The sequence below is a fragment of the Janthinobacterium sp. SUN206 genome (genome assembly GCF_030587305.1).
In the GTDB taxonomy this organism is placed as follows: Bacteria; Pseudomonadota; Gammaproteobacteria; order Burkholderiales; family Burkholderiaceae_D; genus Janthinobacterium; species Janthinobacterium kumbetense.
In genome coordinates this window covers 475,408-498,073 of the sequence record NZ_JAPWIB010000004.1, presented here as the reverse complement: position 1 = coordinate 498,073, position 22,666 = coordinate 475,408, and the positions used below count along the sequence as shown (strand labels likewise).

Below are 22,666 nucleotides of genomic sequence, written 5' to 3'. Positions count from 1 at the left end.
AATAAAATAATTCCAAAAAAACTCAGGGTTTATTCTTTTTAGGGCGGCGGCGATGAACAAATGGATGACTGGAACGATGGTAGTTGGGGGCTTGCTGGCGGCGCAGGGCGCGGCGCAGGCGCAAAGCAGCGTGCAAGTGTATGGCTTGCTGTCGGCCGGTATCGGCTATGTATCGGATGAGGGTAACGGCAGCCGCACGCATGCGCTGAGCGGCACGAATCAGAATCCCCGCATCGGTTTCCGTGGCCAGGAAGACCTGGGCAACGGCACCAAGGCCATCTTCGCGCTGGAAAACGGTTTTAACGTCATGACGGGCACGGCCTCGCAAAGCGGCCGTCTGTTCGGTCGCCAGTCGTATGTGGGCCTGTCGAGCAACGACAAGGGCACCCTGACCCTGGGCCGCCAGTACGAAGCCGTCAAGGACTTGCTGGGTCCTGTGGTCATCGCCAGTAACGGCGTGCACATCGGCGACAACGACAATGGCTACAACAACCTGCGCGTGCAAAATGCCGTCAAGTACGTCAGCCCGAACATCAGCAACCTGTCGTTTACGGGTTTGTACGGTTTCAGCGAAAATCCGGCAGATTCCAACCGCAACCGCGTCTACAGCATGGGCGCCGGCTACAAGGTCGATGCCTTCAGCTGGGCCGTCGCCTACACCAAGATGGATCGCCCGAACAGCCCGGACGCGCCGAATGGCGCCATCGGCAACGACTACGGCAGTTCCCTGTTGATCTTCAACAAGAGCGCCGTCAAGGGCGCGGGCGTGGACAGCCAGGCCATCGCCGGCACGGGAGGCTTTTATAATGTGGGCAGGACCAAGTTCGGCGCGCTGTACACCAACGTGCGCTACCACTACCTGGATCAAAGCAACCTGACCCTGCAAAACGTGGACTTGAACGTGAACCACAAGCTGACGGAAGCGTTGAACCTGGGCGCGTCGTATTTCTTTACCACCGGAAAATATGACGTGATCAACAAGACGCCGAAATGGCATCAGGTCAACTTCCAGGCCGATTACTTCCTGTCCAAGCGCACCGATGTCGCCATCACCTGGAGCTACCAGAAAGCGGCCGGCGATGCGACGTTCGCGCGCGTGTTCGGCTTCGGCGCCTCGGGCGGCAAGACGCAAAGCGTGCTGATCGTCGGCATGCGACATTATTTCTGAGTCTGATTCATCTTTACAGGCGCTGTCCCGCAGCGCCGTCCCCTGAAAGGAAGCATCTTGAAAAAGCACCTCATGTTGGCGTTGAGCCTAGGCTTGCTGGCCAACGCCGCCCACGCGGAAAAACGCGAGCTGGTCATTTCGGCCTACCCGATTGCCCAGCCCTTGTTCATGAAGTATGTGTACGAGCCGTTCAAGGCCAAATGCGGTTGCGATATCAAGGTGGAAACGGGGAATAATGCGGACCGCATCGCCAAGCTGGTGGTGCACGCCAAGAATCCGGTGATCGACCTGGTGCTGCTGTCCGATTCCGGCATGCTGGAAGCGGCGCAAAAGGGCGTGATCCAGCCCATGGATTACTCCAAGCTGAGCAATTACAAAGCCCTGTACGACGTGGCGAAAAACCCCGTCGGCGGCAATTTCGCCGTCGGCTACACCCTGTATTCGGTCGGCCTGGTGTACCGCAGCGACAAGATCGCCCCGCTGACGTCCTGGAAGGACCTGTGGCGCCCCGAACTGAAGGGCCGCGTGGCCTTCCCCGACGTGAGCACCACGCAGGGCCCGTTGATGCTGCGCATGGCCGATGCGGCCTGGGGCGGCAAGACGGACGATTACGCCACCGGCTTTGCCAAGATCGTCGGCATGAAGGGCAACGTCGTCACGTTCTCGAAAAACAGCGCGCAGCTGGCCGCCCTGTTTGCCCAGGATGAAATCTGGGCCGCGCCCGTGGCGCGCTTCACCTGGTCGCAAATGCTCAAGACTGGCCTGCCCCTGAAATGGAGCATCCCGACCGAAGGCCAGGCGGCCGGCATGAACGTGATGGGCATCGTTGCTGGCTCGAAGAATGCGGACCTGGCGTACCAGCTGATGGATTTCTGGCTGTCCAAGGAAGTGCAGACGCAGCTGGCGACCAACCTGGTCGACTCGCCCGTCAACAAGGACGTGCGCCTGTCCGTGGCTGCCGCGCAATTCAACACCTATGGCGCCGACCAGATCAATTCGCTGAAATTCGTCAAACCGGAAACCATCATCAAGCAGCGCAGCAACTGGATGACGCAGTGGAACAAGGCCATGAGCAAATAGTGGTGACGAGGAGAAAACACCATGTTTGCTGATCCAAAAAAGCGCCTGGGATTGCTGCTGGTCCTGCCGGCGCTGATCTTTATCGTTGTCTGCTTCCTGTTGCCCGTGCTGGCCTTGCTGGTCGACGCCTTCCGCGTCGGCGACGGCATGCAGTGGGGCGTGGACCGCTTCGTCGAATTCTTTTCGCAAGAGTTCAACCGCACCATCTTCTGGCGCACGCTGCGCATCGCCGCGCTGGTGACGCTCGCTTCCATCATCCTCGGCTACCCGGCCGCGCAAGCCGTGGCGCGCGTGTCGCCGAAGTGGCGCGGCCTGGTGGTGGGCATGATGATCCTGCCGCTGATGGTCTCGCCGATTGCGCGTACCTACGCCTGGATCGTGCTGCTGGGCCGCAATGGCGCCGTCAACGCGGCGCTGGTCAACATGGGCTTGACGGAAGAGCCCCTGCGCCTGCTGTTCAGCGAGTTCGCCGTGTTTGTCGGCCTGCTGCAACTGCTGCTGCCGCTGATGCTGATGTCGCTGGCGGGCGCGCTGGAAAACCTGCCGCGCGACGTGGAACCGGCTGCCGCCACCCTGGGCGCCAATCCATGGCAAGTGTTTTGCAAGGTCACCCTGCCGCTGACGCAGGAAGGCCTGGTCGTCGGCGGCACCCTGGTGTTTACGGGCTGCGTGACGGCCTATGTGACGCCGGCCCTGCTGGGCGGCACCAAGGTGCTGATGCTGGAAACCCTGCTGTACCAAAAGGTCAGCGTGGAGAGCGATTTCGGCGCGGCGAATGTCATCGCCGTCATCCTCGTCTGCATGACCTTGCTGGTGAATGCCGGCCTTAAACGTATTTCCTCTAGCCGGAGTTCCGTATGAAAGAAAGCCTGTTTTCACGTGCCGTTTTATGGCTGGTATTCCTGTTCCTGCTGGGGCCCTTCGCCATCGTCGTGCTGGCCGGTTTTTCCGGCGGCGAAACCCTGGCGTTCCCGCCCGAGTCGTATTCGCTGCGCTGGATTCTGGAAGTGTGGTCGGCGCCCGAGTTCCGCCGCGCCTTCCAGACCAGCCTGGAAATCGGCCTGATTGCCACCGTCATCGCGCTGTTGCTGGGCATTCCCGTCGCGTATGCGTTTTCGCGCATGCCGCCGCCGGGCATCGGCGCCATCCGGCAGATACTGACGTCGCCGCTGATCATTCCCGCCATCCTCGTGGGCCTGGGCTTGCTGCACCACCTGGTGCTGACCATCAATGCGCCCGTCTACGTGGGACTCTTGATCGGCCATATCGCGCTGCTGATTCCGTACTCGGTGCGCGTCGTGTACGCCAGCCTGGTGAACTTGCGCGTCGATATCGAGGATGCCGCCATCACGCTGGGCGCGTCGCGTTTGCGCGCGTTCTTCATGATCGTGCTGCCGAATATCCGCAACGCCGTGATCGCCGCCTTCTTCCTCGCCTTCGTCACCTCGTTCAACCAGGTGCCCGTCTCGCTGTTCTTGACGGGCCCGGGTATCAGCACCTTGCCGATCGAGATGCTGGGACATATGGAAAACAGTTTCGATCCGTCGATCGCTGCCCTGTCGACCTTGCTGGTCTTGTTCACCATGGCCTTCGTGATGGTGACCGAGAAGGTGCTGGGCATTTCTAAATACATGTAAGAGGCAACACACCATGAGTTATCTGGAACTGCACAAGCTGAACCTCGGCTACGCCAAGAACACGACGTCCGTGAAAGACCTGGACCTGCACGTCGAGCAGGGCGAACTGATTTCCCTGCTGGGCCCCAGCGGCTGCGGCAAGACCACCACCATGCGCGCCATCGCCGGCCTGATGCCGCTGCAGTCGGGCCGCATCGTGCTCGACGGCCGCGAAATCGGCAAGCTGGCGCCGAACAAGCGCAATATCGGCATGGTCTTCCAGTCGTACGCGCTGTTCCCGCACTTGAATGTATACGACAACATCGCTTTCGGTTTGCGCTTGCGCAAGGTCGCGCCAGCTTTGCTGAAAACGAAGGTGGAAGCGGTGATCGCCGCCGTCGGCCTGACGGGTTTTGAAACGCGCCTGCCGGCGCAGATGTCCGGCGGCCAGCAGCAGCGCGTGGCGCTGGCGCGCGCCATCGTCGTCGAACCGGCCCTGCTGCTGCTCGACGAGCCGCTGTCGAACCTGGACGCCAAGCTGCGCGTGCAGATGCGCGCCGAACTGCGCCGCATCCAGCGCGAGCTGGGCATCACCATGCTGTATGTCACGCATGACCAGGAAGAAGCGCTGGCGCTGTCCGACCGCATCGTCGTCATGAATGGCGGGCGCATCGAGCAATTGGCCGCGCCGGAAGCCGTCTTCAATACGCCGTCGACGCGCTTCGTGGCCAACTTCATGGGCTTCGAGAACCTGTTCGACTACCGCGACGGCGCGCTGCACCATGCGGGCGCCAGCCTGCCGTACACATCGCCCGTCGCGGCCGGCACCACGGTGCTGGGCTGGCGTCCGGACAAGGTGCGCGTCTGCGCGCCCGACGACGCGGCCGGTCAATACCCGGGTACCGTGCTGGCGCGGGGCTTCCTCGGCGACACCGTCGAATACCTGCTGCAAACGCCGCTGGGCCAGGTCAAGGGCATTTGCGCGGCCGGCGGCGCCGCCTGGCGCGAAGGCACGGCCGTCTCCTTCGTGCTGCCGTCCGACAGCGCCCTGTGGCTGGGCGCGTAATTTCTTACTGGAAAGCATCATGACCCAATCCTTGAAAAAGATCTGGCTCGATACCGATCCCGGTTTCGACGACTGGCTGACGATGTTGCTCTTGGGCAGCAATCCCGATATCGAGTGGCTGGGCGTGAGCGTGGTGGCGGGCAATGCGCCCGTCGACATCACCTACGACAACGCCTTGCGCATCAAGGCCCATGATGGCTTGACGGTGCCGATCTACCGCGGCTGCGAAGAGCCGCTGGCCGGCGTCATCGAAACGGCGCAGCGCATCCTCGGCGACAGCGGCATGCCGACGACGGGCGAGATCCTGCCGCCCGGCGCCGCCAGCGACGCTGCCGGCCACGCCGTCGACGCGCTGATCGCCGCCGTGCGCAAGTATCCTGGCCAGATCACCATCATGGCGATCGCGCCGATGACGAACTTGGCGACAGCCTTGACCCGCGCGCCGGACATCGCGGAAAAAATCGTCGAAATCATCCTGATGGGCGGCTCGACCGACCAGGGCAACCACACGGCGGCGGCGGAATTCAATATCTATGCGGATCCGGAAGCGGCCGCCCAGGTCTTCCAGGCCGGCATCCCGCTGCGCATGTTCGGCTTGAACCTGTGCCGCCAGCTGCTGGTGACGAACGTGGAAGTGGAGCAGCTGCGCGCCATCGGCACGCCGCGCGCGCAGCGTCTGGCCGGCTACCTGGAAGCGTATGTACGCATCCGCAGTGCCGACGGTTCCGTGCCCATGCCGATGTACGACCCCGTGGTGGCCCTGTACCTGGAAGCGCCGCAGCTGTTCCAGTTCCAGAGCGCCCACGTGGCCATCGAATTGACGGGCGAACTGACGCGCGGCATGACGGTGTGCGAGTTCCGCGTGCCGCGCCGCGCACCCATCAACACGCAAGTGGCGATGCTGGCCGACGGCCCGGCCGCCATCGAGCGCCTGATGCGCCGCCTGGCCGCCATTCTCGTCTGACCCTTTTTCCACTAACGAAGCGAGCTTCATGAGTCATCCTGCCGACACCCTGCCTGCCCTGAGCATCGAACAGTTTTTACGCGCCATGCCGAAAGTGGAGCTGCATTGCCACCTGTTCGGCACGGTGCGGCAAGCCACTTTCCGTGCGCTGGCCGCCAAGACGGGCAATGTCGTCACTCCCGAGGAAATCGACGCGTTTTACACGCGCGGCGACAAGCCTGTCGGCGTGCTGCGCGTGCTGCGCGCGCTCGACGCGCACCTGATCGTCTCGCCGACAGACCTGTATTGCCTTGCCTACGAATACCTGGAAGACGTGCATGGCCACGGCGTGCGCTACGCGGAATTCTTTTGGAACCCCACCGGCACCGTGCGCGTGTCGGGCATCCGCTATGACGCGGCGCAAGACGCCATCGTGGCCGCCATCCGCGACGCGCAGCGCGATTTCGGCGTGATCGGCCGCCTGATCCCCAGCATCGACCGCGAAGCGAGTCCCGCCGAAGCCGTGCAGATGGTGGAATGGATGAAGGCTTACCGCGCGCCGGAAGTCATCGGCATCGGCATCGATTACCGCGAAAACGACCGCCCGCCAGAACTCTTCATCGAAGCCTACCGCGCCGCGCGCGAGGCCGGCTTCAAGTGCACGGCGCACGCGGGCGAATTCGGCATGCCGTGGATGAACGTGGAGACGGCCATCGAGCAGTTGCAGGTGGACCGGGTCGACCATGGCTACACGATTGTTGATAATCCTCAATTGGCGCAGCGCTGCGTGGAGCGGGGCCTCGTATTTACGGTCGTGCCGACCAATTCCTACTATCTGCGCACCCTGGCGCCCGAGCGCTGGGCATTGGACCACCCGATCCGCGCCATGGCCAAGCTGGGCCTGAAACTGCATCCGAATACGGACGACCCGACCCTGCACCACGTGACGCCGACGGGCGCCTGGATGATGATGCGCGAATTCGGCTTCGGCCTGAACGACATGCGCGGCTTCATGCTCAATGGCCTGGACGCGGCCTGGATAGCCGAATCCACGCGGCGCGACTGGCGCGCGCAATTTGCGCGTGAATTCGACGCGCTGCGCGCCCGGGTCGTCGAGTAAGTCAGGCGGACGCTGGCGGCGGTGCCAGCAGCGATGGAAATGCCCGCTGCGGGCAGCTTTGCCGCTCGCACACCTTGCAGCCCGTGCCGATGGGCGTGGCGCTGGTGGGGTCGTGCAAATCGAGTCCCTTCGAATAGATCAGCCGGTGCGCCTGCGAGATGTCGCAGCCCAGCGCCACGGCAAAGGTCTTGCCCGGTGCCCGGAAGCCGGGTGAGGCCGTGCTGACCTGGCGCGCAATCCACAGATAGGTGCAGCCGTCCGGCATGCTGGCCACCTGCGTCAGTACCTGGCCCGGATGGCTGAAGGCGTCGTAGACGATCCACAGCGGGCACGTGCCGCCCACCCTGGAAAAATGGAAGTCCGTGGCCGACTGGCGCTTCGAGACATTGCCGGCGCGGTCGACGCGCACGAAGAAAAACGGCAGTCCCGCCGCCTCGGGACGCTGCATGGTGCTCAGGCGGTGGCATACGGCTTCGAAACCCACGCCGAACTGGTGCGCCAGCCGCTCGATATCGTAGGCGCGCGTTTCCGCCGCCTGCAGGAAGCGCTGGTAAGGCATCAGCAGGGCGCCGGCGAAATAATTGGAAAAGGCCAGGCGCGCGCTCGTTTGCGCGGCCGCGCCGGAGAATCCCGCCGTCAGCACGAGGGCGTCGATCAGCTCGCTGTGCTCGAGCAGGCTGATCTGCGCCGCCATCTGGAAGGCGCGCTGGCCGCCCGTCAGGGTGTCGGGCAGCCATAATATGTGTTGCTGGGCGTCATAGCGATGCTTGCGCACCATGCCCGCGTCGCCATCGGACAGTTGCACTCGGATGCCGTGGCGATCCAGCAAGCGGCCTTGCAGTGCATCGAGCGTGCGCAGCTGCGGGTCAAGTTCTCCCGCCACCCGCTCCGCCGCCCGGTCCAGCTCATCGATGTAATTTTGCCGCCGGTTCAGGTATTCGCGCACTTCCTCGTCCGTGGACGGCGCCGCCGAGCTGGCGCCGCGGCTGCCATCGTCGAGGCGCGCGGCCAGCGTGTCGGCCCGTTCCGCCATCACCCGGTAGCGCCGCTGCAAGAGCAAAATCGAGCGGGCCAGTTCCGGCATGTTTTCCACCAGCATTTTGAGTTCCGCCATCGAGGTGGGCGGCGCGTCGGGCAATTCGCCGAACACGTCGCGCACGTCGGCCACCAGGCTGGCGCTGTCGTGTTCGGAAAAGATTTGCGGATCGACCCCCAGCACGCTGCCGATGCGCAGCAAAATGGGCACCGTCAGCGGGCGCTGGTTGCGCTCCATCTGGTTCAGGTAGCTGGGCGAAATGCCCAGGGACTTGGCCAGCGCCACCTGCGTCATGCGCCGTTCCTCGCGCAGGCGTTGCAGGCGCACGCCCATGAAAACCTTTGCCATCGCGCTTCTCCTTCCCCGGTTTGTGGAGTCTGCAAATTTACAATCTTTGCAGATTAACAGATTCAGCTTTGCATTATCTCGCATTTTCACGCCTTGTTTGCTGCCCGTATTGTGCGAATAATGCAAACAGACCTATACCCCCAATGAGGAGACACCGAGTGACCACGCAAACTTCCATCCCTACCGTTCCACTGCTGATCAACGGCGAGTGGGTCGAATCGACCACCACCGTCTGGCGCGACGTCGTCAACCCTGCCACGCAGGAAGTATTGGCCCGTGTGCCGTTCGCCACGCCGGAGGAAGTCAACGCCGCCATCGCCTCTGCCCAGCGCGCCTTCAAGACCTGGCGCAAGACGCCGATCGGCGCGCGCGCCCGCATTTTCCTCAAATTGCAGCAATTGATCCGTGAAAACATGGCCGACCTGGCCGCCACCCTGACGATGGAACAGGGCAAGACCCTGCTCGACGCGGAAGGCGACGTCTTCCGCGGCCTGGAAGTGGTGGAACATGCGGCCAATATCGGCACCCTGCAAATGGGCGAATACGCGCAAAACGTGGCCGGCGGCGTCGATACCTACAGCGTGATGCAGCCGCTGGGCGTGTGCGCGGGCATTACCCCGTTCAATTTCCCCGCCATGATCCCCCTGTGGATGTTCCCGATGGCAATTGCCTGCGGCAATACTTTCGTGCTGAAACCATCGGAGCAAGATCCGCTGGTGACGGAAAAACTCGTGCGCCTGGCCTTGCAGGCGGGCATCCCGGCCGGCGTGCTGAACGTGATTCACGGCGGCGAAGACGTGGTCAATGCCCTGTGCGACCATCCGGACATCAAGGCGATTTCGTTCGTGGGTTCGAGCAAGGTGGGCACGCACGTGTACCAGCGCGCCAGCCTGAACGGCAAGCGCGCGCAATGCATGATGGGCGCCAAGAACCACGCCGTCGTCTTGCCGGATGCAAATAAAGAACAAACCCTGAACCAGTTGCTGGGCGCAGGCTTCGGCGCCGCCGGCCAGCGCTGTATGGCGGCGTCCGTCGCCGTGCTTGTGGGCGAAGCGCGCGACTGGCTGCCGGAACTGGCGGCCAAGGCGCAAACCCTGACGGTGGGCGCGGGCAAGGACAATCCGGACCTGGGTCCTGTCATTTCCTGCGCAGCCAAGGATCGCGTGCACAGCCTCGTCGCCAAGGGCATCGAGCAGGGCGCCGTGCTGACGCTTGATGGCCGCGACGTGAAGGTCGATGGCTATCCGAACGGCAACTTCGTCGGACCGACGATTCTGTCTGGCGTCAAACCCGGCATGGTCGTATATGACCAGGAAATCTTTGGCCCCGTCCTGATCGTCGTCGAAGTCGATACCCTGGATGAAGCGATTGCCCTGGTGAATGCGAATCCGAACGGCAATGGCACTGCCCTGTTCACGCAAAGCGGCGCGGCCGCCCGTTATTTCCAGGAAGAAATCGACGTGGGCCAGGTGGGCATCAACGTGCCCATCCCCGTGCCCGTTCCCCTGTTCAGCTTTACGGGTTCGCGCGGCTCGAAACTGGGCGACCTGGGCCCGTTCGGCAAGCAAGTCGTGCTGTTCTATACGCAGACGCAGACGATTACCCAGCGCTGGTTCACGGACGCGGCCTCGGTGGGCAAGGTCAACACCACCATCAGCCTCAAATAAGGAGCCGGCATGGACTTTGAACTGAGCGACGAGCAGCGCGAGTTCCAGCAGGCGGCGCGCGCGTTTGCCGAAGGCGAACTGGCGCCGCACGCGGCGCATTGGGATGCGGAATCGATTTTCCCGGTGGAAACCATCGCCAAGGCGGGCGAGATGGGCTTTTGCGGCCTGTACACGCCGCAGCGCTGGGGCGGCCTGGGCCTGTCCCGCCAGGATGCGGCCATCGTCTTCGAGGAGCTGGCCGGCGGCTGCACCTCGACCACGGCCTACATCACGATCCACAACATGGCCACCTGGATGCTGTCGCGCTGGGGGCAGGAAGCCCTGTGCGACGAGTGGGTGCCGGCCCTGGCGGCCGGCCAGAAGCTGGCCAGCTATTGCCTGACGGAACCGCAATCAGGCTCCGACGCGGCCTCCCTGCGCACCAAGGCAGTGAAAGAGGGCGATTTTTATGTTCTCGACGGCACGAAGGCCTTCATTTCCGGCGCGGGCCAGACGGATATGCTGATCGTCATGGCGCGCACGGGCGGCGAGGGCGCGGCCGGCATTTCCGCGTTTGCCGTGCCGGCGAATTTGCCCGGCATCGTGTATGGCAAGAAAGAAGAAAAGATGGGCTGGAACAGCCAGCCCACGCGCATCATCAGCTTCGACCAGGTGAAAGTGCCTGTTGGCAACTTGCTGGGCGCGGAAGGCGAAGGCTTTGCCATCGCCATGAAGGGCATCGATGGCGGACGCATCAATATCGCCGTGTGCTCGGTGGGCACGGCGCAGGCGGCCCTCACACGGGCGCAGGCGTACATGAAGGAGCGCACGCAGTTCGGCCGCGAGCTGGCCCAGTTCCAGGCCCTGCAATTCAAGCTGGCCGACATGCTGACGGAACTGGTGGCGGCGCGCCAGATGGTGCGCCTGGCTGCCTGGAAACTGGACCAGGAAAGCCCGGACGCCACGGCATATTGCGCTATGGCAAAACGTTTCGCCACGGATGTGGGTTTCAATGTGGCCAACGATGCGTTGCAATTGCATGGCGGCTACGGCTATATCCGCGAGTATCCGCTCGAGCGCCACGTGCGCGACACGCGGGTGCACCAGATCCTGGAAGGGACGAATGAAATCATGCGCCTGATCGTCGCGCGAGCGATCTTGAAAGACGGCGCCACGGAGACCTTACGATGACCAAAGTGTATACCAATCTGCTGCTGGAACGCCGTGGCCATACGGCCCTGGTGACCCTCGACAACCCGCCCGCCCACACGTGGACCCTGGCCAGCCTGAATGCGCTGAGAGACCTGGTGGCCGACCTGAATGCCGACCCGGACGTGTATGCGCTCGTGATCACGGGCGGCGGCGCCAAGTTCTTCTCGGCCGGCGCCGATCTGAAAGTGTTTGCTGACGGCAACAAGGACACGGCGTTCGCCATGGCCGCCGCGTTTGGCGAGGCGTTCGAGGCGCTGTCCGCGTTTCGCGGCGTCAGCATCGCCGCCATCAATGGCTATGCCATGGGCGGCGGGCTTGAGTGTGCGCTGGCGTGCGATATCCGCATTGCCGAGGAACACGCGCAGATGGCCTTGCCGGAAGCGTCCGTCGGCCTGCTGCCGTGCGCGGGCGGCACGCAGCATTTGCCGTGGCTGGTGGGCGAAGGCTGGGCCAAGCGCATGATTCTGTGCGGCGAGCGGGTCGATGCGGCCAAGGCCCTGGCCATCGGCCTCGTCGAGGAAGTCGTGCCAACCGGCAAGGCTGCCGCCACGGCGCTGGCCTTGGCCGCCAAGGTGGCCCGTCAAAGCCCCAGCAGCGTGACGGCGTGCAAGACCCTGATCCAGGGCGCGCGCAGCCATCCGCTCGTCGCGTCCCTGCCCGATGAACGCACCCTGTTCCTCGGCCTGTTCGATACGCAAGACCAGAAAGAAGGCGTGCAAGCGTTCCTGGAAAAACGTCCGGCGGAGTGGAAGAATGGCTGAAAATACTGTGGCTGAAACCTTGGTTGAGACCGTCAAGATAGAAGAGCGCGACTGTCCCGGCGGCATGAAGCTGGGCGTCATCACCCTCGATGCGCCAAAGTCCTTGCACGCGCTGACCCTGGACATGATACGCGCCATCGATGGCGCCCTCGTGCGCTGGGCCGGTGACGAGGCCATCGCCTGCGTGGTGCTGCAATCGTCGACCGACAAGGCCTTCTGCGCGGGCGGCGACGTGCGCAGCCTGCGTTCGGCCGTCGTCGAGCAAGCGGGTGTCGTGCCGAACCCGCAGGCGCTGGCCTTCTTTGCCGAGGAATACCGGCTCGACCACCGCATCCACACGTATGCGAAGCCGCTGCTGGTGTGGGGCGGCGGCATCGTCATGGGCGGCGGCCTGGGGCTGATGGCGGGCGCCAGCCACCGCGTCGTGACGGAAGGCACGCGCATCGCCATGCCGGAAATCACGATCGGCTTGTTCCCGGACGTGGGCGGCAGCTGGTTCCTGGGCCGCATGCCGGGCCGCAGCGGCCTGTTCCTGGGGCTGACGGGGGCACCGATGAACGCGGCTGACGCCCTGTTTGCGGGGCTGGGCGACTATTTCCTGCGCCAGGAAGAGCGGAACATGGTGCTGGACGCGCTGGCGCTGGCGCAATGGCAAGCCAGCCCGCAGGCGAACAGCGAGCAGCTGGACCGCTTGCTGCGCGGCTTCTCGGCTCCCGCGTCCTTGCTGCCCGTGTCCGAAGTGCGCGCCAACTTCGACGCCATCGCCGCGCTGACGCAAGCGCCCACCTTGCCCGAAGTGGTGGCCGCCATCGCCGCGTATGACGGCGATTCGGCCTGGCTGCAAAAGGCGGCCCACTCGCTGCACAAGGGCGCGCCCAGTTCCGCCGCCCTGGTCTGGGCCATGCGTGTACGCACGCGCCATATGAGTTTGGCGCAAGTGTTCCAGCTGGAATTGATCGTTGCCGTGCAGTGCTGCGCCCATGCGGACTTCAGCGAAGGCGTGCGCGCCTTGCTGATCGACAAGGACAACGCGCCGCAGTGGCAGCCGGCCAGCCTGGCCGGCGTCGGCGACGCGTATCTCAATGGATATTTCACGGCGCCGTGGGATAGCCATCCTTTGCGCGACCTACATTAAAAGAACAACAGGAGACTTTAAAAATGCAACATATCGCTTTCATCGGCTTGGGCAACATGGGCGCGCCGATGGCCCGCAACCTGGTGGCCGCCGGCTTCCACGTATCCGTATTCGACCTGACGCCGGCGGCCGTGGCGTCGCTCGTCGAGGCGGGCGCCACGGCGGCCGCGTCCGCCAGCGCGGCCGTGCAGACGGCTGACGCCGTCATCACCATGTTGCCAGCCAACAAGCACGTGCAGGAGCTGTACCTGGCGGCGGGCGGCGTGCTGGACTCGGCCAAGCCGGGCGCCCTGTTCATCGATTGCAGCACCATCGCCGCCGATGTGGCGCGGCAAGTGGCGCAGGCGGCCAGCGAGCGGGGCTTTACCATGATCGATGCGCCCGTCTCGGGCGGCACGGCGGGCGCGGCGGCCGGCACCCTGACCTTTATCGTCGGCGGCAGCGAAGCGGCCTTGCAGCAGGCGCGTCCCCTGCTGGAAAAGATGGGCAAGAACATCTTTCATGCGGGCGAGGCGGGCGCGGGCCAGGTGGCGAAGATTTGCAACAACATGCTGCTGGGCATCTTGATGGCGGGGACGGCCGAAGCGTTGAACCTGGGCGTGGCGCATGGCCTGGACCCGAAAGTGTTGTCCGACATCATGGCCAAGAGTTCGGGCCGCAACTGGACCCTGGAAGTGTACAACCCGTGGCCCGGCGTCATGGACGGTACGCCCGCGTCGCGCAATTACACGGGCGGCTTTGGCACGGCGCTGATGCTGAAAGACCTGGGCCTGGCGCAGCAGTCGGCCCTGTCGGCGAACGCGCCCACGCCCTTGGGCGGCCTGGTGCGTCAGATGTACCAGATGCATGCGCAAGCCGGTTATGCGCAGCAGGATTTTTCCAGCATCGTGCAGATGTTGCAGCCGGGCTTGAATAAACCCGCGTGAGAAATTCTGGGCAAAAAAAAGCCCGCTGGTAAAAGCGGGCTAAATCCAATTCTTGGAAGAGTTGGAGGAGACAGATGCATTATGCTGCATCGCCACATATAACTCCAATTTATCTTTGGAATATCAACTATAGATTTCCATGATATCTCTTCCCGGTAGCCGCCTGGCGGCTACCGTTGCCGCAACTCAGACGGGTTTGCAGGCTATCTTCACCGCCGTTACATTCCCTTCGCCCATGGTGCCTTTTTCGGTACCTGGGGCCAGGTCGCACTGCAGACCCTTCGGCTGAACGGAGACGCTGACGGCATAGGTGTCGCCATAGTCGACTGGGCCGGCCATGGTAAACGTCGTGGTGTCCTTGGCCACCGTTGTTATTGTACTACCGTTAATCAGCACCAGGCCATCCACGGTCAGGCCGGAAATCGTGCCGCCCACGGTATATTTGTTTTGCAAGCAAGTAACAGCGGCGCTGATATTGATGTAATGACCAGCCGAGCCGGAACCGCCGCTGATGCTGCAAGTCATGTGGGCCGGTTGTTTGTTGAAGGTGATGTTGTAGTCGGTGCCATAGTCGATGCGCTTGATAAAAGTGAACGACGTTTTGCCCGCAGGAACCGGGAGGGTGTCGCTGCCATTTGCCAGGATCAGCCCTTCATTGGTCAAGCCAAAGATCGTTCCGCCGACCTCATACGAGGCCTTGCCGCCGCAAGCGGCCAGTCCCAGGGTCAGCAGCAGCGCGGCGAGTGGGCGCAAGCAGGATAACTTCATGTATTTCTCCAAAAAATAGGTGACGGATCGCAAGGATTACTGCGGCGTGCAGTCAAGTGTGGCCGCGGTCGTGGCGGCAGAGCCCATCGTGCCGACCGTATCGCTGGCGTCGGTACTCTTTGAACCCTGGAAGCGGCACGTCAGGCCCGTTGGCTGAGTCAGTATGGAAATACCGTACGGGGCGCCGTCAGCTACCGAAGTGAATGTGTAGGCGGTGGCGCCAGCCGACAGGGTGATGCCTTTGGGGCCCATCACCAGGCGCAAGCCATCGGCGGTCAGGCCTGTGATCGTGCCATTCAGCGGGTAGCTGTTGGTTGTGCAGCTCACCAAGGCCGTGTTCACGGAATAGCTCGATGCCTTGCCGGCGCCATTGGCGATGGTGCAAACGGCGCCCTTGGGCTGTTCCGCGATGGTAATATTGTAGCGGTCATCGTTCTTGACCAGCTTGGTGAAGACGACGGTGCCCTGGCCCACAGGAACCGGCAAGCGTTCCCCGTCATTCAGGAGAATCAGGCCATCCTTGGCCAGGCCGCTGACTGAGACTTGCAGATACAGGTTGCCGCCGCTGCCGCCGCAGGCTGCCAGGGTGACGGCGCAAGCCGCCGCCAGCATCGAGCGCAGGTACAAATTTTTCATACATTCTCCAAAACGAATTAAGTTGGGTAGCGCAACGCGGACGCTGGCGCCGCATTGGAATGGCGCCTATTTTAGTCTATCTGGCAAGCTGGATGACCTTGCCTTGTATCACCCTGTAACAATTTTTCGCCGGGAAGCGCTGGCCCGGCCCCATTTCACGGGGGCGCAGCCATGCCGGCGGCGTCGATCGGTGCGACAATAGACGCATCCTGCGCAGCGTGACGCAGCATCCCATTGTGAGTCCCATGTCCCTTGCCCCCGTAAAACCCGCCGTGCCGCCCAAGGCCATCCTGTTCGACCTCGACGATACCTTGTGGCCCATCGCGCCCGTGATCGCCGCCGCGGAAACCCTGCTGCACGACTGGCTGGCCACGCATGCGCCCAAGGTGGCGCGGCAGTTTTCCATCGAGGTGCTGCGCCAGCACCGCCTGGCCATGCTCAAGGAACAACCGCATTTCCATGGCAACCTGATCGAGTTGCGCCGCGCGGGCTTGCTGGCCGCCTTCGAGGCTGCCGGCGAGGATCCCGCCCTGGTCGACGGCGCTATCCTGCAATTCCTGGCCGCGCGCAACCGCGTCCAGCCCTATGACGACGTCTTGCCGGGCCTGGCCTGGATGCGCCAGCGCATGCTGGTCGGTTCGATCTCGAATGGCAATGCGGACCTTGACATTATCGGCCTGGCGCAGCATTTCAAGGTATCGATCGCCGCCAGCGATTTTGGCGTGGCCAAGCCCGACGCCAGCATCTTCCTGGCAGCTTGCGCCGCGCTGGACGTCGCGCCCCATGAAGCCGTGTATGTGGGCGACGACCTGTATTTCGACGTGACGGGAGCGCAGGGGGCGGGCATGCGCGCCGTCTGGATGAACCGCAAGGGCAGCGATGCGCACCTGGCCGCCGGCGTGCAGCCCGACGCCATCTGCGCCAACTTTGATGAATTGTTGCTGTGGTTGCAAGGGCAACTGGAAGATTGATCGCCGCAGGCCGGGCGAACGTGCATAATAGGCGCTGTTGACGCACGTTCGGCCGCTTTCGTTGCCGCTTGCTTAACAAAATACTTGCCTAAATAAAACACCATGCAACTCGATACACGTGCCCAAACACTGCTGAAAGCCCTGGTCGAGCGATATATCGCCGACGGCCTGCCGGTCGGTTCGCGCGCCTTGTCGAAAATTTCCGGCCTGGACCTGTCGCCGGCCACGATCCGCAACATCATGGCCGACCTGGAAGAGCTCGGTTATGTGTCCAGTCCGCACACCTCGGCCGGACGCATCCCCACGCCGCGCGGCTACCGCATCTTTGTCGACACCTTGCTGACCGTGCGGCACCTGGACGAGCACCTGGTGGAATCGCGCATGCGCCTGCAGACGCCGCAACCGCAAAAAACCATCGCCAACGCGGCGCAGATGCTGTCGTCGCTGTCGCAATTTGCCGGCGTCGTGCTCAGTCCGCGCCGCGAATCCGTGTTCCAGCAAATCGAATTCCTGCGCCTGTCGGAAAAACGCATCCTGCTCGTCATCGTTGCGCCCGGCGGCGACGTGCAGAACCGTTTATTGCTGACGGAGGCCGACTATACGCCGGCGCAACTGGTGCAATCGGCCAATTACATCAACCAGAATTATGGCGGCCTGTCCTTCGATGCCGTGCGCGTGCGCCTGCAGGGCGAATTGCGCCAGTTGCGCGACGATATGGGCAGTTTGATGCAGGCGGCCGTGGAAGCGGGCAGCGAAGCGATGGCGGACCATAGCGATGACATGGTGATTTCCGGCGAGCGCAACTTGCTCAGCGTGAGCGATCTGTCGTCGAACATGCATTCGCTGCGCCAGATGTTCGACATGTTCGAGCAAAAAACGGGCTTGATGCAGTTGCTCGACGTGTCGAGCAAGGCGACGGGCGTACAGATTTTTATCGGCGGCGAATCGAACCTGGTGCCGATGGATGAGATGAGCGTGGTGACGGCGCCGTATGAAGTCAACGGCAAGATCGTGGGAACGTTGGGAGTGATCGGGCCGACGCGCATGGCTTACGAGCGCGTCATCCCGATCGTCGATATCACGGCCAAGCTGCTGTCAAGCGCACTGAGCCATCATTGATCGTACTGCCTGGCGCGCCGGCCGTTCCCTTGCGGAAACGGCCGGCTTGGGTCAGGCTGTTTTGTGCGGGCAAGCCGTCTTGATGCAGTTGCCGTAGATGGCCAAAGCGTGTTCGGCGATCTTGAAGCCGCGCTCTTCGGCCACTTTTTGCTGGCGCACTTCGATGTCTTCGTCGAAGAATTCTTCGACCCGGCCACAGTCGAGGCACACCAGATGGTCGTGGTGGGAACCTTCGTTGAGCTCGAAAATCGCCTTGCCGGTTTCAAAATGGTTGCGATTGAGCAAGCCGGCCTGTTCGAATTGCGTGAGGACGCGGTAGACAGTTGCCAAACCGACATCCATATTGTCGGCCAGCAGAATCTTGTAGACGTCTTCCGCGGTCAGGTGGCGTACCGGGCTACTCTGGAAGATATCGAGTATCTTCAGCCGTGGCAGGGTGGCTTTCAGGCCGCTTGCCTTGAGATCACTAGGATTGTTACTCATGTTTGTTGCTCGTATGTGGGTCAGGTGCTTTATCATATAGCGTTTTGTCGGGGAGTGCCAAAATATGCTTTTTTTTGGCGGGCCGGTCACTCCTGGCGTTTTGTTCATCCAATTGAGGTCATTTATGCGCGTAACACCGGCTGTATTGCCATCTCTCTGGCACCGTATTCCATTTCGAGCACCAGTCTTGGCAGGCATGGTCTGTGTCGCGCTGGCCATGTCCGGCTGCGCCAACCGTGGCATCCTGGGCGAAAAGCCGGCAGCTGCTCAAAAAGAAGGCAAGGAACTGGTTCCCGAACAGGGCGCACAAACGACCACCATTACGCCGCTGCAGAAATTCATGTGGTTTTTCTCGCCCTACCGTCCTGACATTCAACAAGGCAACTTTGTCTCTGAAGAGATGCTGGCCCAGTTGAAAGTGGGCATGACGCGCGATCAGGTGCGTTTCGTCCTCGGCACCTCGCTGCTGACCGATATCTTCCATGCCGACCGCTGGGATTATCCATTCCGCCTGGCACGGGGCAGTGGCGAAACCACCAGCAGCCGCGTGGTCGTGTACTTCGGCAAGGATGGCAAGGTTGAACGTTTCGAAGGCGGTAACTTGCCGACGGAGAAAGAATACATCGACCGTATCGCCGGCCCGTCGCCGTTCGCCAAGGTCGCCAAGGCCGACGCGCCAGCCGCCGCCGTGCCGTCGCCCGTGGCGCCGAGCGCCGTGCCCGTGCCGGCCGATGCCGCCCCTGCCATTCCTGTGAGCAAGCCGGAAGTGACGCCTGCACCTGCCGCCGAGCCTGCACCTGCACCTGCACCTGCACCTGCACCTGCTGCCGAACCCACCAAATAAGTTGCTGTAAGAGAATAAAATGACTGAACTGAAAATTGCCATCGCTGGCGCCAGCGGCCGCATGGGCCATATCCTGATCGAAGCGGTCAGCAATGCGCCCGACGCCGTGCTGGCCGGCGCGCTCGACCGTGCCGGTTCGCCATCGATCGGACAGGATGCGGCCGCCTTCCTCGGCAAGCCGGCCGGCGTGCTGACGCAGTCCGACCTGGCGAAGGGCCTGGCGAACGCCGACTTCCTGATCGATTTCACGCGTCCGGAAGGCACTTTGCAGCACCTGGCGTATTGCGCCGAGCACGGCATCAAGATGATCATCGGCACCACCGGTTTCGACGACGCTGGCAAGGCCGCCATTGCCGCCGCCGCCGAAAAGACGGCCATCATGTTCGCGCCGAACATGAGCGTGGGCGTGAATGTCACCATGAAATTGCTGGAACTGGCCGCGAAAAGCTTGTCCGAAGGCTACGACATTGAAATTATCGAAGCCCATCACCGCTTCAAGGTCGATGCGCCATCGGGCACGGCCCTGCAAATGGGTGAAGTGGTGGCCGGTGCCTTGGGACGCGACTTGAAGGAATGCGCCGTGTACGGCCGCGAAGGCGTGACGGGCGAACGCGACCCGTCGACCATCGGCTTTGCCACCATCCGCGGCGGCGATATCGTGGGCGACCATACGGTGTTGTTTGCCGGCATCGGCGAGCGCATCGAGATCAGCCACAAGTCGAGCAGCCGCGTCACCTATGCCCACGGTGCCCTGCGCGCCGCGCGTTTCCTGGCCGACAAGCCCACCGGCCTGTTCGACATGCAGGATGTGCTGTCGCTGAAGAACTGAGGAAGACCATGGCCATTGCCATCCTGAATGGAAAAGACATCACCGACGCAGCGAGCTTTCACGCGCAATGCGTGCAAGCCTTCGGTTTCCCCGAGTTTTACGGCAACAGCATGGATGCCTGGGTCGATTGCCTCAGCTATCTGCGCGACGACGAAAACATGACGCAGTTCCGTTTGAAACCGAACGAAGTGCTCGACATCGTGGTGCAGGACGCCGAAAGCATGAAGGCGCAAGTGCCTGATTTACTGGAAGAAATCACGTTCTGTATCGCCGGCATCAATGAGCGCTATGAAGATTACGGTGAAAAACCGGCGCTGAAACTGGTGCTGAAATAAGGCTGAATCGATAAAAAAACGCCGGACAGTGTTGCCACTGGCCGGCGTTTTTCTTTAGACGACTTTGCGTTCGCGCAAACCGTCGATCTGGCCGCCATCGAGGCCCAGCCATTGCTGCAGCACCTCCTGGGTATGCTGCCCCAGCAATGGCGGCGGCAAGCGGTATTGCACCGGTGAAGCCGACAGGCGCACGGGATTGGCCACCAGCGCCACCGTGCCCGCCGTCGGATGCGGCATCTCCACTTTCAAGCCGCGCGCCACCACTTGCGGGTCGGCAAAGACCTGGTCGATGCGGTTGACGGGGCCGCACGGCACGGCTTGCGCCTCGAAGGCGCTGATCCACTCGGCCGTCGTGCGCATGACCGTGGCCTGGCGCATCAGCGGAATCAGGATCGCCCGGTGCGCCACGCGCTGCGGATTGGTGGCGAAACGTTCGTCCTGCGCCCATTCCGGATGGCCGGCGACGGCGCAAAAGCGCGAGAATTGTCCATCGTTGCCGATCGCCAGAATCATGTCGCCGTCGGCCGTGGGGAAGTCTTGATATGGAACAATGTTTGGATGCGCATTGCCCATGCGCTGGGGCACTTTGCCGCCGCACAGGTAATTGGCGGCCTGGTTGCCCAGCGCGGCCACTTGCACGTCGAGCAAGGCCAGGTCGATATGCTGGCCCAGGCCCGAGCGTTCCCGTTCGGCCAGCGCCGCCTGCACGGCGATGGTGGCGTACAAGCCCGTCAGGATGTCCGTCTGCGCCACACCCACTTTTTGCGGTCCGGCGCCCGGCTGGCCATCGGGCACGCCCGTGATGCTCATCAAGCCGCCCATGCCCTGGATCAAAAAGTCATAGCCGGCGCGCGCCGCGTACGGCCCATCCTGGCCGAAGCCGGTAATCGAGCAATACACGAGGCGCGGGTTGAGTTCCAGCAAGCTGGCCGCATCGAGGCCGTATTGCTTCAAGCCATCCAGTTTGAAATTTTCCAGCAGCACGTCCGCCTCGGCGGCCAGCCGGCGCACCAGGGCTTGCCCTTCCGGGGCGGCCAGGTCGATGCACAGGGAACGCTTGTTGCGGTTGGCGCACTGGAAGTAGGCGGCCTCGGCGGTGTCGCGGCCATCCTCGTCTTTCAGATACGGCGGCCCCCAGGAGCGCGTGTCGTCGCCGCGGCCCGGCTGTTCAACCTTGACGACGTCGGCGCCCAGGTCGGCCAGCATTTGCCCGGCCCACGGGCCGGCCAGCACGCGCGACAGGTCGAGCACGCGCAAGCCGGTCAGCGGTGCGGGCCGCAGGGTGGAAGCCAAGGCGTCCATTAGTTGAACGCGGCGATGCCGGTGATGGCGCGGCCGATGATCAGCGCGTGCACATCGTGCGTGCCTTCGTAGGTGTTGACCACTTCCAGGTTGACCAGGTGGCGGATGACGCCGAACTCGTCGGAAATGCCGTTGCCGCCCATCATGTCGCGCGCCACGCGGGCAATGTCCAGCGCCTTGCCGCAGCTGTTGCGTTTCATGATGGACGTGATTTCCACGGCCGGCGAGCCTTCATCCTTCATGCGGCCGAGGCGCAAGCAGCCTTGCAAGCCCATGGTGATTTCCGTCAACATGTCGGCCAGTTTCTTTTGCACCAGTTGATTTGCAGCAAGAGGGCGGCCGAATTGCTGGCGGTCCATCGTGTACTGGCGTGCTTTCAGGTAGCAGTCTTCTGCCGCGCCCAGTGCGCCCCAGGCGATGCCGTAGCGGGCGCTGTTCAGGCAAGTGAACGGGCCTTTCAAGCCGCGCACGTCCGGGAAGGCGTTTTCTTCCGGGCAAAATACTTCATCCATGACGATTTCGCCGGTGATGCTGGTGCGCAAGCCGACCTTGCCGTGGATTTCCGGCGCCGACAGGCCTTTCCAGCCTTTTTCCAGCACGAAGCCGCGGATCGCGCCTTCATCATCCTTGGCCCAGACGACGAACACGTCGGCAATCGGGCTGTTGGTGATCCACATCTTGGCGCCGGAGAGACTATAGCCGCCCGGTACCTTGCGCGCGCGCGTGACCATGCTGCCAGGGTCGGAGCCGTGGTTCGGTTCCGTCAGGCCGAAGCAGCCGATGAATTCGCCCGTCGCCAGTTTCGGCAGGTATTTCTGTTTGGTTTCCTCGTTGCCGAAGGCGTTGATCGGCACCATCACCAGCGACGATTGCACGCTCATCATCGAGCGGTAGCCCGAATCGACGCGCTCGACTTCGCGCGCGGCCAGGCCGTAGCAAACATAGTTCAGGCCGGCGCCGCCGTATTCCTCGGGAATGGTCGTGCCCAGCAAGCCCAGTTCTCCCATTTCGCGGAAGATGGCGGCGTCCGTGCGGCCATGGCGGAACGATTCGAGGACCCTTGGCACCAGGCTGCCCTGGCAATAGTCGCGGGCCGCTTCCAGCACGGCGCGTTCGTCGCCCGTCAGTTGTTCTTCCAGCAGCAGGGGGGAATTCCAGTCGAATACGGTTTTGCTCATCACAGGCCTCGCAGGTGAGCGCCGGTGATCGGCGCAAGATTGAATATGGCTCATGGTAGGTTTTTGCCTAGCCTTGCGCAAACGATTTTTTCGCACCCAGACATGCGTGCTACGCATATCTTGCGGCATACTGGCGTTCTTTTA

The 22,666-nt window shown here is 62.7% G+C and carries 22 protein-coding genes and 1 pseudogene; 17 read left to right on the top strand and 6 right to left on the bottom strand.

The annotated features are described in order from the left end of the window. Nucleotides 1-52 precede the first annotated feature (52 nt). The 7 genes from O3300_RS22890 to O3300_RS22860 are packed head-to-tail and all read left to right on the top strand — an operon-like array spanning nt 53 to nt 6,993. Entirely contained in the window at nt 53-1,168 is a 1,116-nt protein-coding gene (locus tag O3300_RS22890; RefSeq protein ID WP_305054206.1) for a porin, read from the top strand. A gap of 57 nt (nt 1,169-1,225) precedes the next feature. After that, nucleotides 1,226-2,248: an ABC transporter substrate-binding protein gene (locus tag O3300_RS22885; protein ID WP_251351306.1), complete on the top strand. Its 1,023-nt coding sequence runs from the start codon at nt 1,226-1,228 to the stop codon at nt 2,246-2,248. A 21-nt stretch (nt 2,249-2,269) separates the two neighbouring features. Beyond that, nucleotides 2,270-3,109 (top strand): ABC transporter permease, encoded by an 840-nt coding sequence (locus O3300_RS22880; protein WP_099666257.1) that lies wholly within the window; start codon nt 2,270-2,272, stop codon nt 3,107-3,109. Then, nucleotides 3,106-3,885 carry an ABC transporter permease gene (locus tag O3300_RS22875; RefSeq protein WP_035822719.1) on the top strand — a complete coding sequence of 260 codons (780 nt, stop codon included), beginning with the start codon at nt 3,106-3,108 and terminating at the stop codon, nt 3,883-3,885. The genes O3300_RS22880 and O3300_RS22875 overlap by 4 nt, the downstream gene beginning before the upstream one ends. Nucleotides 3,886-3,898: 13 nt before the next feature. Then, a complete protein-coding gene (locus O3300_RS22870; RefSeq protein WP_099666258.1) occupies nt 3,899-4,930 on the top strand; it encodes an ABC transporter ATP-binding protein in 1,032 nt (343 codons plus the stop codon). Nucleotides 4,931-4,949: 19 nt separating this feature from the next. Then, nucleotides 4,950-5,894 carry a nucleoside hydrolase gene (locus O3300_RS22865; RefSeq protein ID WP_305054205.1) on the top strand — a complete coding sequence of 315 codons (945 nt, stop codon included), beginning with the start codon at nt 4,950-4,952 and terminating at the stop codon, nt 5,892-5,894. A 28-nt stretch (nt 5,895-5,922) separates the two neighbouring features. Further along, nucleotides 5,923-6,993: an adenosine deaminase gene (locus tag O3300_RS22860; protein WP_305054204.1), complete on the top strand. Its 1,071-nt coding sequence runs from the start codon at nt 5,923-5,925 to the stop codon at nt 6,991-6,993. A 1-nt stretch (nt 6,994) separates the two neighbouring features. Here the strand turns inward: O3300_RS22860 and O3300_RS22855 are convergent, their stop codons facing one another. Continuing rightward, nucleotides 6,995-8,377 carry a short-chain fatty acyl-CoA regulator family protein gene (locus O3300_RS22855; protein WP_305054203.1) on the bottom strand — a complete coding sequence of 461 codons (1,383 nt, stop codon included), beginning with the start codon at nt 8,375-8,377 and terminating at the stop codon, nt 6,995-6,997. A gap of 158 nt (nt 8,378-8,535) precedes the next feature. On the opposite strand from O3300_RS22855, the gene O3300_RS22850 reads away from it, so the two are divergent. The 5 genes and pseudogenes from O3300_RS22850 to mmsB form a co-directional block, all read left to right on the top strand. Next, entirely contained in the window at nt 8,536-10,044 is a 1,509-nt protein-coding gene (locus tag O3300_RS22850; RefSeq protein ID WP_251351302.1) for a CoA-acylating methylmalonate-semialdehyde dehydrogenase, read from the top strand. A gap of 9 nt (nt 10,045-10,053) precedes the next feature. After that, nucleotides 10,054-11,214 carry an acyl-CoA dehydrogenase family protein gene (locus tag O3300_RS22845; protein ID WP_251351301.1) on the top strand — a complete coding sequence of 387 codons (1,161 nt, stop codon included), beginning with the start codon at nt 10,054-10,056 and terminating at the stop codon, nt 11,212-11,214. Then, nucleotides 11,211-11,996, top strand: coding sequence for an enoyl-CoA hydratase (locus tag O3300_RS22840; RefSeq protein WP_305054202.1), 786 nt, complete (start codon nt 11,211-11,213; stop codon nt 11,994-11,996). Before O3300_RS22845 ends, O3300_RS22840 begins: the two co-directional genes overlap by 4 nt. Continuing rightward, nucleotides 11,989-13,131, top strand: a complete 1,143-nt coding sequence (locus tag O3300_RS22835) for an enoyl-CoA hydratase/isomerase family protein (RefSeq protein WP_305054201.1) — start codon at nt 11,989-11,991, stop codon at nt 13,129-13,131. The genes O3300_RS22840 and O3300_RS22835 overlap by 8 nt, the downstream gene beginning before the upstream one ends. 17 nt (nt 13,132-13,148) lie before the next feature. Then, nucleotides 13,149-14,057: pseudogene (mmsB, locus tag O3300_RS22830) on the top strand (3-hydroxyisobutyrate dehydrogenase); the annotation flags it as partial. Nucleotides 14,058-14,243: 186 nt separating this feature from the next. On the opposite strand, the gene O3300_RS22825 reads toward mmsB, so the two are convergent. Beyond that, nucleotides 14,244-14,858, bottom strand: coding sequence for a hypothetical protein (locus O3300_RS22825; protein WP_251351298.1), 615 nt, complete (start codon nt 14,856-14,858; stop codon nt 14,244-14,246). 3 nt (nt 14,859-14,861) lie between these two features. Further along, a complete protein-coding gene (locus O3300_RS22820) occupies nt 14,862-15,461 on the bottom strand; it encodes a hypothetical protein (protein ID WP_305054200.1) in 600 nt (199 codons plus the stop codon). A 245-nt stretch (nt 15,462-15,706) separates the two neighbouring features. Here O3300_RS22820 and O3300_RS22815 point away from each other — a divergent pair, with 245 nt between their 5' ends. Then, on the top strand, nt 15,707-16,432 hold the full coding sequence (locus O3300_RS22815) for an HAD family hydrolase (RefSeq protein ID WP_251351296.1): 726 nt from the start codon (nt 15,707-15,709) through the stop codon (nt 16,430-16,432). 102 nt (nt 16,433-16,534) lie between these two features. Further along, on the top strand, nt 16,535-17,551 hold the full coding sequence (gene hrcA / locus O3300_RS22810) for a heat-inducible transcriptional repressor HrcA (RefSeq protein WP_034745713.1): 1,017 nt from the start codon (nt 16,535-16,537) through the stop codon (nt 17,549-17,551). A 51-nt stretch (nt 17,552-17,602) separates the two neighbouring features. Here hrcA and fur read toward each other — a convergent pair whose 3' ends face one another. Beyond that, nucleotides 17,603-18,034 (bottom strand): ferric iron uptake transcriptional regulator, encoded by a 432-nt coding sequence (gene fur / locus O3300_RS22805; protein WP_034778781.1) that lies wholly within the window; start codon nt 18,032-18,034, stop codon nt 17,603-17,605. A 196-nt stretch (nt 18,035-18,230) separates the two neighbouring features. On the opposite strand from fur, the gene O3300_RS22800 reads away from it, so the two are divergent. The 3 genes from O3300_RS22800 to O3300_RS22790 are packed head-to-tail and all read left to right on the top strand — an operon-like array spanning nt 18,231 to nt 20,042. Next, nucleotides 18,231-18,878, top strand: coding sequence for an outer membrane protein assembly factor BamE (locus O3300_RS22800; protein ID WP_305054199.1), 648 nt, complete (start codon nt 18,231-18,233; stop codon nt 18,876-18,878). Between the two features lie 19 nt (nt 18,879-18,897). Continuing rightward, on the top strand, nt 18,898-19,707 hold the full coding sequence (gene dapB / locus O3300_RS22795; protein WP_099666270.1) for a 4-hydroxy-tetrahydrodipicolinate reductase: 810 nt from the start codon (nt 18,898-18,900) through the stop codon (nt 19,705-19,707). Nucleotides 19,708-19,715: 8 nt separating this feature from the next. After that, nucleotides 19,716-20,042, top strand: a complete 327-nt coding sequence (locus O3300_RS22790; protein WP_305054198.1) for a barstar family protein — start codon at nt 19,716-19,718, stop codon at nt 20,040-20,042. A 54-nt stretch (nt 20,043-20,096) separates the two neighbouring features. On the opposite strand, the gene O3300_RS22785 is transcribed toward O3300_RS22790, so the two are convergent. After that, nucleotides 20,097-21,344, bottom strand: coding sequence for a CaiB/BaiF CoA-transferase family protein (locus tag O3300_RS22785; protein WP_305054197.1), 1,248 nt, complete (start codon nt 21,342-21,344; stop codon nt 20,097-20,099). Beyond that, complete coding sequence (locus tag O3300_RS22780; protein WP_035822683.1) at nt 21,344-22,522, bottom strand: acyl-CoA dehydrogenase; 1,179 nt, start codon at nt 22,520-22,522, stop codon at nt 21,344-21,346. Before O3300_RS22780 ends, O3300_RS22785 begins: the two co-directional genes overlap by 1 nt. Nucleotides 22,523-22,666 lie beyond the last annotated feature (144 nt).